Annotated in this window: 16 protein-coding genes and 1 tRNA gene; 9 read left to right on the top strand and 8 right to left on the bottom strand. The window is 47.3% G+C overall.

Translation table 11 applies throughout. The annotated features are described in order from the left end of the window. Position 1: 1 nt before the first annotated feature. Complete coding sequence (locus P6910_RS22925; protein ID WP_317143570.1) at positions 2 to 1,399, bottom strand: PLP-dependent aminotransferase family protein; 1,398 nt, start codon at positions 1,397 to 1,399, stop codon at positions 2 to 4. A gap of 202 nt (positions 1,400 to 1,601) precedes the next feature. On the opposite strand from P6910_RS22925, the gene P6910_RS22920 reads away from it, so the two are divergent. The 3 genes from P6910_RS22920 (at position 1,602) to P6910_RS22910 (ending at position 4,089) form a co-directional block, all read left to right on the top strand. Continuing rightward, a complete protein-coding gene (locus P6910_RS22920) occupies positions 1,602 to 2,408 on the top strand; it encodes a PhzF family phenazine biosynthesis protein (RefSeq protein ID WP_317143569.1) in 807 nt (268 codons plus the stop codon). Then, positions 2,408 to 3,022, top strand: coding sequence for a LysE family translocator (locus P6910_RS22915; protein WP_317143568.1), 615 nt, complete (start codon positions 2,408 to 2,410; stop codon positions 3,020 to 3,022). The genes P6910_RS22920 and P6910_RS22915 overlap by 1 nt, the downstream gene beginning before the upstream one ends. Before the next feature lie 128 nt (positions 3,023 to 3,150). After that, positions 3,151 to 4,089 (top strand): universal stress protein, encoded by a 939-nt coding sequence (locus P6910_RS22910; protein WP_317143567.1) that lies wholly within the window; start codon positions 3,151 to 3,153, stop codon positions 4,087 to 4,089. Between the two features lie 32 nt (positions 4,090 to 4,121). On the opposite strand, the gene P6910_RS22905 is transcribed toward P6910_RS22910, so the two are convergent. Both P6910_RS22905 and P6910_RS26970 read right to left on the bottom strand, forming a co-directional pair. Beyond that, positions 4,122 to 4,571: a c-type cytochrome gene (locus P6910_RS22905; RefSeq protein ID WP_317143566.1), complete on the bottom strand. Its 450-nt coding sequence runs from the start codon at positions 4,569 to 4,571 to the stop codon at positions 4,122 to 4,124. 747 nt (positions 4,572 to 5,318) lie between these two features. Then, positions 5,319 to 5,624 carry an RING finger domain-containing protein gene (locus tag P6910_RS26970; RefSeq protein ID WP_410493851.1) on the bottom strand — a complete coding sequence of 102 codons (306 nt, stop codon included), beginning with the start codon at positions 5,622 to 5,624 and terminating at the stop codon, positions 5,319 to 5,321. A gap of 556 nt (positions 5,625 to 6,180) precedes the next feature. Between P6910_RS26970 and P6910_RS22900 the strand changes: the two genes are divergently transcribed. From P6910_RS22900 to P6910_RS22890, 3 genes are all read left to right on the top strand, one after another. Further along, positions 6,181 to 6,255 (top strand) — tRNA-Arg (locus P6910_RS22900). Between the two features lie 551 nt (positions 6,256 to 6,806). After that, positions 6,807 to 7,031: a hypothetical protein gene (locus tag P6910_RS22895; RefSeq protein WP_317143565.1), complete on the top strand. Its 225-nt coding sequence runs from the start codon at positions 6,807 to 6,809 to the stop codon at positions 7,029 to 7,031. Positions 7,032 to 7,498: 467 nt separating this feature from the next. Next, complete coding sequence (locus P6910_RS22890) at positions 7,499 to 7,693, top strand: hypothetical protein (protein ID WP_317143564.1); 195 nt, start codon at positions 7,499 to 7,501, stop codon at positions 7,691 to 7,693. A 102-nt stretch (positions 7,694 to 7,795) separates the two neighbouring features. On the opposite strand, the gene P6910_RS22885 is transcribed toward P6910_RS22890, so the two are convergent. The 3 genes from P6910_RS22885 to P6910_RS22875 form a co-directional block, all read right to left on the bottom strand. Beyond that, positions 7,796 to 9,412 carry a VRR-NUC domain-containing protein gene (locus P6910_RS22885; protein WP_317143563.1) on the bottom strand — a complete coding sequence of 539 codons (1,617 nt, stop codon included), beginning with the start codon at positions 9,410 to 9,412 and terminating at the stop codon, positions 7,796 to 7,798. Positions 9,413 to 9,495: 83 nt separating this feature from the next. Beyond that, the gene (locus P6910_RS22880; RefSeq protein WP_317143562.1) at positions 9,496 to 10,659 is read right to left on the bottom strand and encodes an RNA-guided endonuclease TnpB family protein; all 1,164 of its coding nucleotides are present in this window, start codon (positions 10,657 to 10,659) and stop codon (positions 9,496 to 9,498) included. 11 nt (positions 10,660 to 10,670) lie between these two features. Further along, positions 10,671 to 10,955, bottom strand: a complete 285-nt coding sequence (locus P6910_RS22875) for a recombinase family protein (RefSeq protein WP_317143561.1) — start codon at positions 10,953 to 10,955, stop codon at positions 10,671 to 10,673. Between the two features lie 100 nt (positions 10,956 to 11,055). On the opposite strand from P6910_RS22875, the gene P6910_RS22870 reads away from it, so the two are divergent. Beyond that, complete coding sequence (locus tag P6910_RS22870; protein ID WP_317143560.1) at positions 11,056 to 11,319, top strand: hypothetical protein; 264 nt, start codon at positions 11,056 to 11,058, stop codon at positions 11,317 to 11,319. Positions 11,320 to 11,338: 19 nt separating this feature from the next. Here the strand turns inward: P6910_RS22870 and P6910_RS22865 are convergent, their stop codons facing one another. After that, positions 11,339 to 11,836, bottom strand: coding sequence for a threonine/serine exporter family protein (locus tag P6910_RS22865; RefSeq protein WP_317143559.1), 498 nt, complete (start codon positions 11,834 to 11,836; stop codon positions 11,339 to 11,341). Continuing rightward, positions 11,833 to 12,621, bottom strand: coding sequence for a threonine/serine exporter family protein (locus tag P6910_RS22860; protein WP_317143558.1), 789 nt, complete (start codon positions 12,619 to 12,621; stop codon positions 11,833 to 11,835). Before P6910_RS22860 ends, P6910_RS22865 begins: the two co-directional genes overlap by 4 nt. 537 nt (positions 12,622 to 13,158) lie before the next feature. Between P6910_RS22860 and P6910_RS22855 the strand changes: the two genes are divergently transcribed. Next, complete coding sequence (locus P6910_RS22855) at positions 13,159 to 13,842, top strand: zinc metallopeptidase (protein WP_317143557.1); 684 nt, start codon at positions 13,159 to 13,161, stop codon at positions 13,840 to 13,842. Between the two features lie 190 nt (positions 13,843 to 14,032). Next, entirely contained in the window at positions 14,033 to 15,367 is a 1,335-nt protein-coding gene (locus tag P6910_RS22850; protein WP_317143556.1) for a UPF0149 family protein, read from the top strand. Positions 15,368 to 15,393 lie beyond the last annotated feature (26 nt).

Genomic DNA, 15,393 nt, shown 5'->3' with positions numbered 1-15,393 from the left:
TTTAAAAGACAATGGGTCTGAAAACAGGGTTGGGGTCAGAGGCCAGTAATTCGCTGATGGTTTCCAGGCCTCTTCTGAGTTGATCCCTTGATGATGGACTGCTGATACAGATTCTTACGGCCTGAGGTGCAGCCGAGCTACCAACCGCAAAAACTTCGGAATGCAATACTTTAACATTTTGACTTTCCAGCTGTTGGACAAATGTTTCTGCCCGCCAGGGTTCTGGCATTCTTAGCCAGGCGTAAAAACTATAAGGCTGTGACTGGATATCCAGGTGCCCGATAGTTTCTTTCAGAATCTCCTGCCGGTGCAGGATTTCTTCCCGCTGCCAGTCTGTCAATTGCCGGGCTTCCCCGGAGTCAATCCATTCCGTTACCACTTCTGACATCAGTGGGGGAGCGCTCCAGTAATTGTTTTGCATGGCAATCCTGATTTTCAGGTTCAAGTCTTCCGGGCTGCAAATAAAACCGACTCTCAGCCCTCCTGCCAGGAATTTGGAAAAACTTGAAGTGTACACCACTCGTTCCGGTGCAAGGCTATAGAGAGACGGTAACCGATTTTCAGGCGGAATAAACTGCACATCGTCTTCAAGAATCACAAGGTTATGCTTAGCGGCAACGTCCAGAATTTCCTGACGCCTGGCCAGTGGCATTAGAGTGGCCGTTGGGTTCTGAAGGTTTGGCGTCAGGTAGAGAAGACGGAGTTTGAATTGATCACAACATTGCTCCAGCGCCTCAGGCGTCAGACCATGCTGATCCATGGCCAAACCCATATGGCGAAGTTGCCACTGTCTGGCGGCATTAATAAATCCGCGGTAGGTCAGATATTCTGACGCGATAATATCTCCGGGCCTCATGAGTCCCTGAAGGGTAAGCATATTAGCGTTCTGGCCACCGGATGTTATCAGAATATTGTCTGGTGCCGCTTCCATTCCGTGATAGCCCATCCAGCGCACTATGGTCTCACGGTGCCGGGGGATGCCCGTTTCCGGATGGTAATCCAGTAAAGGCGACAATTGTTGCCATTTTTCGGCTATTGAACCGAGGCTTTTGGCCAGAATCTGCTCCCGGTTGGCCGGGACGGGCAAGCTGAGGCTAAGGTCGATGAGGTCGGATTCCCGGGGCTGTGGAATAGAGAAATCTCTTTTTTCCCAGACCTTACCAAGAACAAATGTACCACTTCCTACTCTTGCGGTGATAAGCCGTCGTCGTTCAGCTTCAGCGTAGCCACGTGTAATTGTCCCGATGGTGACACCCAGTTGCTCAGATAGAGAGCGATGTGTGGGCAGCCGATCGCCACTGTTTAGCTCGCCCTCCTTTATGGCTTCTTCTATAGCGTCAGCCAGCGCTTTGTATTTGGGACCGGAAAAACGATCCAGATCAGGTTGCCAGTCGATCATAGATTCAGCCATCTATATGATTGTCATGGTGACAATAAAAGGATTGAACCATTTTAAGGAGTCTCTAAACTGCAATCAAAGTGAACAAGCAAAATAAAAACAAAATTGTATGGTGACAATTTATGCCGGCTGTAAGTAAAGGCAAGCAAAACAAGAGAGTCCAAATCGTTTTTGATCAGACAACAGAAGAAAGGAACAAATAATGAAAGTGCTTCCCATTTATCAGGTCGATGCTTTTACCAGTGAGCTGTTTCGGGGTAATCCAGCCGCTATTTGTCCGGTTGAAGAGATGCTGTCTGATGAGCTGATGCAAAGCATTGCTCTGGAAAATAATCTTTCAGAAACCGCTTATATTTCTGGCGCTGATGGCTGTTATCAGATTCGCTGGTTCACACCGGGCACAGAAGTCAGCTTGTGTGGGCATGCGACACTGGCAGCCAGTTATGTAATCCGACACGAACTCGGAGATCAATCAGAAGAGCTGTCCTTCGATAGTTTATCCGGCGTTTTAAATGTCAGGTTCAAAGAAGGTTTGATCGAACTGGATTTTCCGGCGGCTTCCTTCACACATGAGCCCATTCCGGAAGAAGTTGCAAAACAGCTTCCCTTTGAAGCCTTGGATTCCAGATTCAATAAAAATGATCTGTTAATTGTGGCTCCGGATGAAGAAACACTGGCTAATCTGGATCTGGACTTTACCCGACTGAAAAACAGCAGAGTGCGTGGTGTGGTTATTTCTGCCCGCTCTGAAAGAGTGGGGGTGGATTTTGTCTCTCGCTGGTTTGGTGGAACTGAGGTTGCCATAAAAGAAGATCCGGTCACCGGATCAGCTCATACTATGCTAACTCCTTACTGGTCTGAACTATTGGGCAAAAGAACACTCAAAGCTGAACAGATTTCCCGGAGAACGGGGCAGCTGGAGTGTGAATGGGTTGAGGACAGGGTATTGCTGCGTGGAGCCGCTGTGCTCTTCCTCAGAGGCCAGATAAGTGTAACGGGAGTTTCATAATGAGTGGTGAGTTGAGCATCGTTTTGTGGCCCCTGCTGGCTTTTGCTTTTTCCAGTACGATTACTCCTGGACCCAATAATGTCATGATCATGACCTCGGGTATGAATTATGGCACCCGGCAGAGCATCCCCCATTTTTTGGGCATCTGTCTGGGCTTTCCTTTGATGGTGCTGTTTGTGGGTTTGGGGCTCGGGGCGGTATTTGATCTTTTTCCAGTGCTTCACGATATTATCAAGGTTCTGGGTGTCGCTTATCTTCTTTATCTTGCCTGGCTCATCGCAAAGTCTGCACCTCCCGATTTAAATGGCGGCAAGTCCAGACCACTGACTTTTATACAGTCAGCCCTTTTTCAGTGGGTAAACCCGAAGGCATGGATTATGGCGACAGGTGCCGTTGCTGCTTATACAACGGTGTCCGGAGATGTCTTTCTGCAAGTGCTTGTCATTGCGCTGGCCTTTCTGGTCGCTGCGATTCCCTGCGTTGGTGTCTGGTTATTTTTTGGTGTTCGTCTGAAAAAGGTGTTGCAACAGCCGTCTTATCAAAGAGCGTTTAACATCACTATGGCGCTTTTACTGGTGCTGTCTATTATTCCGGTTATTGGTGAGATGATCTGAGGCGTTTTCTGGAGTCTTGCTTTCAGTGCAGCTAAGAGCTGATGTACACACTTCGTTCGTTCTGAGCTTGTCGCAGGATAGTGGCAACGAAATTCGACAAGCCCAATGCGAACTGTATGGGGTTGACTATGCATGCTTTCAAGACCGTTATGGTGGCCATTACCAGAAGCCACACCAGCGAACTCGAGTTAAGACAAGCCTTCAGGCTGGTGGCTGATAACCACGGCAGGCTGATTATGGCCTTTTTTGATCAAAGTCTTGAAGTTATGCGCAAGCTTCAGTTTATACCTCTGGAAAGCAAGCTGGAAGCTACCATGAGAAAGCAGTTGGAACTGGATGCCGAGAAGCTCAGGCAACTGGCATGGGAAGAAGGCATTGAAGCTGAAGTTCATATTGTTGCTGGTAAGCCAAGACAGCTCATAGCGGGTTTAATTGAAGAATTTGGTGTAGACCTGGTTATCAAGCTTGCAGATCCCTCCGGGGCATTGGTTCGTAATCAGTTAACGGGTAATGACCTTGCGCTGCTGAGAAAATGTCCGGTCCCTGTATTGATGATGGCCTGCAGGGATCAGCTGCCTGATTTCACCGGCAAGCTTCTGGTCGCGGTCGATGTCGGTGACCCGGACGCTGATGCAGTGGCTCTGAATAGAAATCTGCTCCTTCATGGTCACTATCTCAGCAGTCAGGAAGACGCTGAGCTGCATATAGTGACAGTCTGGAACTTACCGTTGAACCAGCCTGCATTGAGAATGTTGGGTGACGAGGAGATCTATGATCTTCAGGAGAGCACTCATCAGCGCTATCAGCAGAGACTGGATAAGGCACTGGAAGATGCAGGCGTTAATCCTGAATCCAACAAGGTAAAAGTGCACCTTTTGAAAGGCAATGCTGCCAGAGAAATACAGAATTTAGCCAACGAAATTAATGTGGATCTGATCGTCATGGGAACTCTGAGCCGTCATGCCCGTGGAGTACTGATGGGGAACACGGCTGAGAATATTCTGAACAATATCTACTGTTCTATTCTGGCTGTTAAGCCGGAAGGCTTTGTCAGTCCACTGGCTTGAGAGCCAGTGGAGACGATAGCACTGAAAGCGAATCAGGGTTTGAGGCCGCTCATGAATTCAATGGCATGACTGATCTCTTCGTCAGAGCAGTCTGCGCAAGTTCCTTTCGGAGGCATGCTGCCGACACCACTGATAGCGAGACCCAGCAGTTTGCTGAAACTACCCGCTTCAGACAGTTTGGTTTCCCAGGTGGCCTTGTCACCTTTCTTGGGAGCGCCAAGCAGACCGGAAGTATGGCAGGCGGTACAGAACTGGTTGAAGATTTGCTCACCGGAACGAGGGCCGCTGGCGGTGCTGGCAGCGGCGCCAGCATTGGCAGCACACTCGTCACCTTCCAGACACACAGAGCCAACGGGAGCGATGCGCTCGGCTACTTCTTTACGGGAAATATCATCCAGCTCAACAGGCTTGGCGAACGCCAGGACGGAAAACAGGCCACCGACCAAGGCAATTAAAGTACGTATTTGAGTTACCCGAGACACTCACTTATCCCCTATATCGACAAAGGCCTGCGCCACCATGTAGTGAGTCAGTGGCCCAATTAACTTTAATTGGCCAGTGGCACTTGGCTACGTCAGGCATCTCAACGCTTATGCTGTTTATGGTTACATCGAGTGGACCTGAATAAACCATTGCGATGATTTTATTATTGTGTGCTCAGGGCACCGCCAGCAACCGAATTGTTTTTAAGCAACGCGGATTATAGAACAAAACGTTTGTCATATCAGCTAATTGTTTAACAGATTGATTATATTGAACTATTTGTCGAAATATAAACATTGGTGTTTCTTTATTTGCGACACCCTCGATTGGGCGAGGGTTTACGGCGATTTTGCTAGATAAAATCAGCTGTCATTGTGTCTCTGCCTGAGTATGAATCTGAGTCTCTGTCTGAGTTTCTGTCTCTGTCTCTGTCTGTGTCTGTGTCTCTGTCTGTGTCTCTGTCTGTGTCTCTGTCTGTGTCTCTGTCTCTGTCTCTGTCTGATTCTCTGTCTGAGTCTGTGTCTCTGGCTTGCATGTTATATCCATTAACATTCGAAAAGATTCTACTGATTTCCACCGATCGGCTTCGCTTAACTCTGAAGAACGCTGAAAGAACAAATCAAGTTATGTTTTGTATAATCTTCTGTCAGTATCGTCTCTTGCTGGGCAATGGAGCTGTGATTGTACAAATAGAGCTGCTGCAGATAATAATTCAGGACTTGCCGGTTCGTTTTGTAGCTGGGCAATCATTCTTGCCTGAAACCCGGTCTGGAAAGTGTCTCAACCGCAGGTTCTTGCCCAAAACAAACACTATGATCTCCCGAACTTGCACCATGGTGTACTAGGGATCGCTGCCTGCAAACCGGGCATAACAGATCTCGATGGTTTGATCGCAATGTCTCTATACAATCCTTATGAAAATCATGTCCGCAGCAAAGGCTGGTACTTTGCTGACCGCTGTTAATTTCATGCAGACAAATTGGATATACGTCAGCATATCCTATGCTGATTGTTAAAATTAAGTTGAAAACTAAAAAAATAAACAAGCGCATAAACAGCTACACCGTTTAGATTTTAATAAAGAGAGCAAGCGTCACAAAAAAATCCACAGGAATGCATCTACCTGGCAGTCCCTTAATTTGTTATTAAGCGCTGCTTCGAGAGTTGTGCTTCATGTATAGAGTGCAGTGTCGTGTTCGTCCAGATCAGATTTCATCGTTTTCCATCAGTTCCCTGACATCATGACAAATGCTGAAACTACGCCACTTCGGATAGGGCGTTTGAAAAAGCAAAGGTTCGTCACAGGTATTTCCACCAGACAAGATACGCCTCTGCATGCTGAGCCCTGGCTGCTTCAGGCAACCCTCGGTTTGTTACCATAGGAATGGTCATTGGCTGACAGTTGACGAATCCGCCAAAACCTGTTCAGCTTGAGATACCAGTGTCTAAAACCGTATTTGCGGCAAAAAGCCATAGACAGGCAGGAAGCTGATCAGTAATATTGGCCTCCGCTGAAAGCCCTGAAGTCAATTGGCTTTCAAACAATCGTAGCCCAGCTGGACAGGGAGTCTAACCTGCTTCAGCCCTGTCGAGGCTACGCCAGACGATGCTCTCGTGGTGTAACGGATAACACGCGGCCCTCCGGAGGCTGAGATTGGGGTTCGATTCCCTACGAGAGCGCCATTTCATTGATTGTCCTTGTTGATACCGAATAATGAACCTTTCCGGGTTCAGTCACGCTATTCCCCTGCATCACATATCAAGACTGTGCCTGTCAGGCACTAAGCAATGATCCCCGCTGCTCCGTGATTGTTGACAGAGAGAAAAATTCATTTTTTCTGACAAAAACTGAGGAACTTTTTTAATGTACCTTAGTCCAATAAAGTAATAACAACATAAATCATTAATGGAGGTAGGATGTTATGCAGGTATCAGGAAGTGCAACAATAGTAGAATGTATTTGCCCAGACCCAACGCCGGAAAGTGCTCGAAAACACGGCATTCTTGGTGGAGTTTCTGCATCTTGTGGAGGTTTGTTTTGTGGCTTCTCTGGGAATTTGATCGCTCTGGCAACCGCAAATACTTACGTAGGATTTCTTGCCGGAGGCATTATAGGTTCCTGTGTTGGTTGCCTGTCTTACGCGGCTTATGTTGCATACAGGACTGAAGGCTGCACTATCCGCTGCCGTCGTATAACTGAGACAAACGTTGCCTGTCACAGACATCTGCCAGTAATGAACCAGCCCGAAAGTACCCCTATGCTTCAGGGGTCATTCCGTGCTGATGAAGATGCCGGTAGCCATTCTTATCCGCCCATTATTTCAATGCAACCGCCACCCTATGAAGAAAGAGACAGTCGAGCCACCCTGACCACACCTGCAGATCCTCCGCCACCCTACCAAAGACATGATTCAGCGTCGGATGGGCAAGAGGAAACTTTTTCAGACACTATGGTTTGAAAAAGCATTTAAAGTATTAACTCACTCTCACAGGCTCTGGATGTTTTCTGACAAAAACTGAAGAACTTTTTTCAGACACTTTAGTCTAATTAAATAATGACAACACAGACCACTAATGGGGGTAGGATGTTATGCAGGTAGCAGGAAGTGCAACAATAGTAGAATGTATTTGCCAGGACCCGACGTTGCAAAGTGCTCGAACACACGGGATTTGTACTGGAATTTCTACAAGCCTTGGAGGTGCTGTTGGTTGCCTTTTTGGGAGTGTTGTCACGATTGGAAGCGGAACTACTCCCACAGGATTAATTATCGGTAGCATTACTGGCTCCAGTATTGGTTGCCTGGCTTACTCAGCTGTCAGTGCATATCGGAACGATGGCTGCAGTATCCGGTGTCGTCGTATAACTGAGTCAAATGATGCCTGTCGCAGACATTTGCCAGTAACAGACCAGCCTGGGAGTACTCCCGTGCTTCAGGGTTTACTCCGGGCTGATGAAGATGCCGGTAGCCATTCTTATCCGCCCATTATTTCAATGCAACCGCCACCCTATGAAGAAAGAGACAGTCGATACACCCTACCTGCACCTGCAGACCCTCCACCACCTTATCAAAGAAATACCTCAGATGGGGAAGAGGAAATCTTTTCAGAAACCGGACTCTGAAAAAGCATTTAAGCCTGACCACGATAAAAGGAAAGTCGGTCACGTGCAATGTGCGTGAAGCCAGAGAGTCTGATCTCGGCGACGGTCATGACACCATTCTGACTACTGCCAATCCAGATAAATAACTTCAGCCGGTATATCGTGTTCGGAAAAAAATGAAAGCCAGCGTTTCTGATTGTCCTGAAGTCGGTCGCCGGGGCCTTTTACTTCTACCCACCGGTACTCCCGAGTCTCTGGCTGAAAAAGAATCAAGTCCGGAAAGCCAGTACGATTATGGGCAAAGTCGAAAACCAGTTTTTCCAGCATGGCTTTCAGGTGAGGCCGGGGTATCAGGTCGCAGGCGAGCGTGATTAACTCTTCTGACAGCCGGGGCCAATAGATTAAACGGTTGGAAATCCCCCGCTTTTGTTGATAAATAGTCAGAGCCTCCCGGGTCACATTAGACGCTTTCAGTTGTCTGAATCTTTTTTCAAACAAATTCTGTCGTTTACGGTAAAAGTCGGGGGTCGATAAGTCAGCAGGCGCACTCTGGAAAGGATGAAAAAAGGCATCTGGAATATCGGCAAACAGAATGTCCCAGAACAGCAGACCTGCCAGCCCGCAGATCAGAGTGTTTTCTACATAGAATGTTTTCCAGCCATTATTCTGGAAGTGTTTTTGAACCTGAAGTTCAACCCTTTCGCTGCTATCAGGCAGGGAAAGGCGCTTTTCAGAAAAACGGGATTGTTTTCGTAAGGTTTTCTCCCCCTTTAATTTTTTGATGAATCGTTTGGCAAACTCCAGCTCCATATCGCTGGCAGGTTGTTTCAGAATATGGGTGCAAATCGTTTCGCTGGCCTCTATCTTTCCAAGCTTATGGTGGATACGAGCCATTCTTTCCAGAGCTGGCGGCAGGTTTGATTGTGCAAACAGGCTCAGAGCTTCATCGAACCGTTCTTTTCGCTCCAACTCTTTGGCGATCCGGTTAACCAGGCGACTGAAGCGTCTTTTTAGAATGGGGCTGACAGGTGGGGCAGGGAGTTCATTTTGTAAATGGCACAGGGCTTGAGAGTCTTTATCAAATTCTGCTTCATAAGCGAGAATGCCTAACTTAGATAGTTGTAAAGCGTCGTTTAATTCTTGCCGGGTTTTGAATAGTCGATTGCTTTTTTCCAGAGGGTAATTTTCAAACTTATAAAGTCCCAGGTCTTGCAGCACAAATTCGGTCAGATTCTGATGGAGATTGCCAAAAAACAGGAATTGTAGATTCTGAACCTGTTCTGCGAAAAGAGGCTTATAGATATCAAAAGGCAGATCGGGTGACTGAGAGACTTCAGTCACAATCCGTTCAACAAGTTCAGGCCTTTTCAACTTCGAGGAAATGCCACTGACTGAGCTGAACCATTTCAAGAGCTCTGGCTTGGTGCAAAGTTGTACCAGCTCCGTGATGTCAATATCAGGGTTAATAGCCAGTAGCCCCAGCTTCTCAAGCTCACGGGCTGCCGGGGTTATGCCCAATATTTCCGGATACTTCAATGAGTCTGAGCGGAACAAGGGGCCCTTTCTGCAAATCAGACGTATATAGAGGCGCTGTGCAGGTTCAGAGGCAGCGTAGAAACAGCTGAGAAAACTATTCTCATCATCCACCAACAGGTCTTCATAATGATGAGTAACAAAATCCAACAGTGACAGGAAGTTGGTCAGATAATAGTCTTCCGGAATTTCAACCGCTTCAGTCATCGTCAGGCTGCCAATCAATAAGGTAAAAGGCTAAGATTACCGCTACTAAAAATCTAACATAATCTGTAATTATGTAGACTTATCTACGCCGTCGACATGGATGCACGACGAATCGTGTCTAACTCCACTCTTGCGTAGGGTTTAGGGTCGAGCTGAAACCTGTCTCGACCGTAATTATCAAGGTTCAAACTCGCACTGTAATCCCTATCATGCAGAGTTTTACATTTTGGACACCGCCACTCACGATCAGACAGGGTGAGATTGTCATTTATGTAGTCGCAAGTATGAACTGCACATTTCTTCGAGCTGGGAAAGAACCGATCTGCAATCACAACCTGACATCCTCGCAGCTCTGCCTTGTATTCAACCAGTTCTCTCAGCTTACCGAAACCTGCGTCACTGATTGCTCTTGCCAGTTTGCGGTTTTTTACCATGCCTTTGACATTCAGATTTTCGATGGTGATTATTTTGAATCTTGACGTCAGATAATCACTTACCTCATGTAGTACGGCTGATCGCTGGTTACTTATCCGGTAATGCAGTTTGGCAACCGCTCGCTTGGCTTTCACATAGCGGTTGCTTCCCTTTGTTTTGCGGCTTAACGCCCTCTGTTTCCTGTTAAGGCGTTTCAGAGAGCCTTTCAGTTTCTGATTAGCAACAAAGGTTTTGCCATTCGAACAAATAGCTAAATCCTTGATGCCAAAATCAACGCCTACAGACTCATTGCTTTGTGCTTTTGGGTCGTAATCCTGAGTGTCTACCAAAATAGAAGCGAAATACTTTTCGGCTCGCTTACTGATCGTCACCTGACAGGGTGTTCCTGTGAATCTCAGCTCTTGGCGCATCTTGATGCGGGTTTTCAGTTTCTCAATGCGAAGTGTTCTGCCATCAACATCGAACTTGGGTTTTTCTCTGAGAGAAAAGCTGTCGTGTAGTCCTCGCTTCTTGAATCTTGGATAACCTGCTTTTTCTCCTTTCTTCACCCGACGAAAGAAGTGAGTAAAGGCGTCATGAAGATCGTCGATTGTGTTCCTGGTCACACGTTGGCTGACTTCGGCATACCAGGGAAACTCAAGCCTGAGTTCTTGGTATTTTTCATTCGCAGCCTTCTTTGACCATTTAACGCCTTCTTGATTGAAATGGGCTAACAGTTGATTGAACGCATGACGACGAGAACCACAAGCTCTATCAAGATAATCGGCTTGTTGTTTTGTCGGTCTGAGTTCAATCTTGTGAGCTAACAACATCTCGCAAAGTCTCAAGCATTTTTTCGTATAACCTGAGTTCGCCAACCTTTTTCAGAACAGCAGGCTTCCAGTAACTCTTGCTGCCTGTCTAAGTCTGGCTTTTGGTCGTGACCGGATACTCTGCAATAGCAAAGCGTAGGCGCAGCTTCGTTACTGTAGCCCATCAATTCAGACACGTCGTAGTAACGAGCTCCGCCTTTGGTCTTTCTGGCAGGAAGCAGCTCACCTGTGCTTTCCGATTTTCGTAGTGTTACTGGGTCTGTACCATGTAAACGAGCTGCCTCACCTATCTTCACTAATCACTTATTCATGCTTGAGATTTTATATGATAGTTTTAGATTATAATAGATTTCTGTGAACTGTTTTTAACCCTATTTATTCAACCGGAAAACTCCCATGACAGATGATGATCTGGTCACTGAGGCACATTTGCTTGAAATCGTAGAAAATCAGCTGACCGAGAATAATCCCACAAGGGTTAAAGAGACACTGCTCAGGCTGACCATGACGGGTATGGATAGACAGGAAGCCATGGACTATATTGCCTGCGCCCTCTCGGTCGAGATTATCGATATTATTCAAAATAATACGACCTTCAACCTGAACCGATACGAGCAAAATCTCGATAAACTGCCTGACACTCCCTGGATGACAACTTAACCAGCTACTTATGAGAAAGTTAGACTCTTGTCCGACGGGATTTCAGGAAACGGATGTCTTTCACACTGCGATTCTTAAAGAGCAGAGATGGAATGGTGACGCCGACGCCAAGGGACAAAAGAATAAATAATGTATTCAGTCCATAGCTGATGGTTTGCATTAAAAGATCGCTTGAGAAGGTGGTGGCCTGGCTCATCTCTATAAGCCCCATAATGCTTTTGTAGGCGTAGACGCCTGGCACCATCGGAATAATAGCGGGTGCCATAAAAACAGTAGTAGGTGTATGCACCCAGTGTGCTAACTGAATCGACAGCAAGCCCATGGTGCATGACGCCAGTAGTGTGGATGTCAGTAAATCGAGACCAAACTGCAGGGCTACACCTCTCAGCCCGTACCCGAGGGCAGCCAGAAAAGCTGCAGCCCAGAATGCCCGAATAGGCGAAGTGAACAGTGTGGCAAAGCCCATGGCGGCCAGAGCAGCCCAAATACACTTTTCTAACAGCAAGCCGTTCATCATTGATGAACTCCCAACAGTGCGGAGCTGATGACGATACCCGTGGCAATGGCAAATGCGATAACAATGCCCTGCGTGGCTCGTGCCTGTCCGACAATAATATAGCCATGCATGAGATCAATAATACTGTTGATCAGCGGTACACCCGGAATCAAAAAAAGAACGGAAGTGGCTACGGCTATTTCCGGAGAATCTCCCCAGTGAAACACCAGGCCCAGTCCACTGATAGTACTGGCGATAAAGGCTGCAGAGACAACAGTCAGGATAAGGTTATAACCCTTGGCCAGCAATATATTTCGGACTGTAAAGCCAATGGCTGTTGCCGCACCTGCCAGCAGCATCGCCAGAACTTCTCCGCCGGCCAATCGACAAAAGGCCATACCTGCCAGAGTTATCATGACCAGCGATACCATTTTTGGGTAATGAGGAATGCTTCGGATACGCTCTATTTCTGTGGCAATGTCGGTCATGGGCCAGTTTTCAAAAGCGACTTTCCAACTCATTCGACTGATAGCGGATACCACACTGAGGTTTACAGCGTAATGGGTAACTCTTTTAAAAGCGGTGTGTTGAAGGTGTGGACTCTCTCGATCAGATAGAGTCAAAGTAATCCCGGCAAAGGAGAAGAATAGTTCAATGTCATAACCCATAGCATAAGATATTCGTCGTATATTACGATTGACCCTGTCTGTATGAGCACCAGATGAAATAAGCAGAACAGCAATATCCAGCAGAAGGCTGGACACGGTTCGGTGATTATACTCAGGGGCAGAATTTGGTATAGCCATGAAAAGCAGATTCTGGAGCCCGGCAAAAGGATTCAGAAACCAGGTCGGCCAATAATGCCAAGCTTCCCGATTCAGGTCAGGATTTTAGTAAACAGCAGAAATAGAGGTATACCGTCACTGAACCACGCCAGCGACGGACACTTATATGAGCTGGCAGCCTAGATATGATATAAAGCTTCCCAGCCATAAGTGAAAAAGTGAAATTATTTTTCATTATGAAAGACCTTTTCACAAACAGTAAGCGGTAATATGGGCTGAAAAACATGCTGCAATTCTTTAAAGATGTAAAAAATATGCACTGGGCCCCAAGGCTGATTCTGGCCCTGGTCGTCTTGAAAGTGATCGCCGACGTGGTGCGTGAACAGGCCATTTTTTAATCCTGATACTGCTTCGATGGTCAGCCTGTATAGGTCATCAGGATAAAATAATCCTGAAAGCTTATAAAACGCTGTAAATCAAGAGAATGGCTGAGCGAAAAGCTCGATAGTTTATGAAATTTCCGGGTTAAAATATTATTAATGGATTGGAGAGCATGGAATGGTCTTTGTCATCCTGGGGTTGTTGATTCTTGTTCTGGTGTTTGGTCCCCAGATCTGGGTAAAGCGAACAATCAGACTACATAACAGTGATCGTCCGGATCTCCAGGGAACCGGTGGCGAGCTGGCAGAACATCTTGTGGAACGCTTTGGCCTTGAGGGCGTAAAGGTCGTCAAAGGCAGCAAGGGAGAAGACTTCTATAACCCGGAAGAGTGGCTGATTTCACTTTCTCCAGAAAACTACGATGGACGTTCAGTTTCTGCAGTTGCTGTCGCGGCCCACGAAACCGGACATGCGCTTCAGCATCAGGAAAAACATGCCGGATTTATGCTTCGCCAGAGGCGGGTACGTCTCGCCATAACTATAGAGCGTTTCAGTGCCATGGCACTGATGATTACGCCACTGATTTTCGCTCTGACCCGGGTTCCACACAGTATGTTGCTAACGGTTTTGATCGGTGTTTCCGGTATGCTTGCGGCCATCTGGGTGCAACTGATCAATTTGCCCGTTGAACTGGATGCCAGCTTTAAAAAAGCCCTGCCCATTCTGGCGGAGGGTTACCTGTCAGAAAAAGATATGCCTGCTGCCAGAGAGGTATTAAAAGCGGCTGCCATGACTTATGTTGCTGCAGCGCTGAGCAGCCTGCTCAATCTTGGCCGCTGGATTGCTATTCTCAGACGGTAGTTTGAATTAGCGCGATAATTTCTCTGGAGTATTTGTTCCAATCTTGCCCATGCCTGAGTCGTATGACTCTCTGGTTTGAGCTGCCTTCTAATACCTTATTCAAGCTACAGCGCTTCAAGGATGTTGGATTAGCTGAACTGATCTACTATGATTGCGTGCCTTTCTGTACGGATCAACTTCGGATATCTCCATGAGTCCCTATACCTCACCTATTTCTGAACTTCTTGGTCTGGGCCACTGCGACTGGCAGGATTGGACGGATTACAGCCGTTTTGAATTTAATGAGTCGCATATCCCCGAGCTGTTGAAGTTGGCTCAGGACTGGACCTTCTTTGATCATGACGATGCCGATACGGTTTGGTCACCCGTTCATGCCTGGAGGGTTCTGGGTATTCTGCAGGCAAAAGAAGCCGTAGATCCTCTGCTGGAGCTGTTCTACGAAGATGATGAACATTTTGTGATTTCAGAGTATCTGCCTTCTGTGGTGGGGCGTCTTGGTAAAGTGGCCACTGATCGCCTTTGGAGCATTGTCAGAAACACCGGGGAAAATGAAGTTGCCCGGGATCTGGCTATAGAGTCTCTGCGCTGGAATGCGACTTACCATGAGGCGGATCGTGAAAGCACAGTGGCAGGCCTTCAGCAGCTTCTGGAAGACAGGGAAGATGATGGGAACTATCTGAATATGGCATTGGTCCGTGCCCTGGTCGATCTGCACGGCAAAGAAGCAGCTAAAGCCATTCGCGATGCGTTTGAGCGCGGTAAACTCGATCGTGAGATGCTTGGTGATATTGAAGACGTGGAGATTGAGCTGGGTCTGAGAGAAACCCGTTCCTTCATTCCTGACTGGCGTTTTGACGATGCCCAGAAGGGAATACTGGCAACCATGCTGTCTGAATACGGTCATATGTCCTACCAGGAAGTGGAAGGTTTCCTGTTTGGTATCTGGGGCTCGCCTCAACCGGTGCCACCCAACCGCTGGTTTAAAAAAATCTTTGGTGAAACGCCTGCTTTTACGGATGCGCAGCAGGAAAAAGACGCTCACCGTATATTGTTTAATCTTTGCGACACGATTGAGCGGACTGCTGCAATGGGGCTGGATATCATTCCTGAAGACTGTCTGTCAGAAACGCCGGAAGATGAGTTGTTCCCCAATCTTCAAAAGTGGTCCAAAGGTTTCGGTGAAGCCAATGCCTTGCTGGTGAACTTCTGGGAAGAAATATTCCAGCACCAGGCCATGAAAGAGCTGGAAGAATCCTGGACGGCCTGCACCATTCTCCTCAGCGTCTGGTCCAACCCTGAACAGCTCCTGGATAAAGCCAAAAAACCGGGGGGGCCTGACATTGGGAAGATGCTGTCTGCAGTGCCCTCTGTAGCCAGAGAGCTGGCTTCCATTGACTTGGGAGTTCGCACCCGTTGGGAAGCCATTACGGAAACGCCAGATCCGGTTTCTGTTACCAAAATTGGCCGCAATGATCCTTGTCCCTGTGGCAGTGGTAAGAAATACAAGAAGTGCTGCGGTGCTTGATTCTGGCAAACTTATTATCCAGATGA

Source organism: Endozoicomonas sp. 8E (assembly GCF_032883915.1).
Classification (GTDB): domain Bacteria; phylum Pseudomonadota; class Gammaproteobacteria; order Pseudomonadales; family Endozoicomonadaceae; genus Endozoicomonas_A.
The sequence above is the reverse complement of the archived record's forward strand: the minus strand, read 5'-3'. Positions and strand labels throughout refer to the sequence as shown.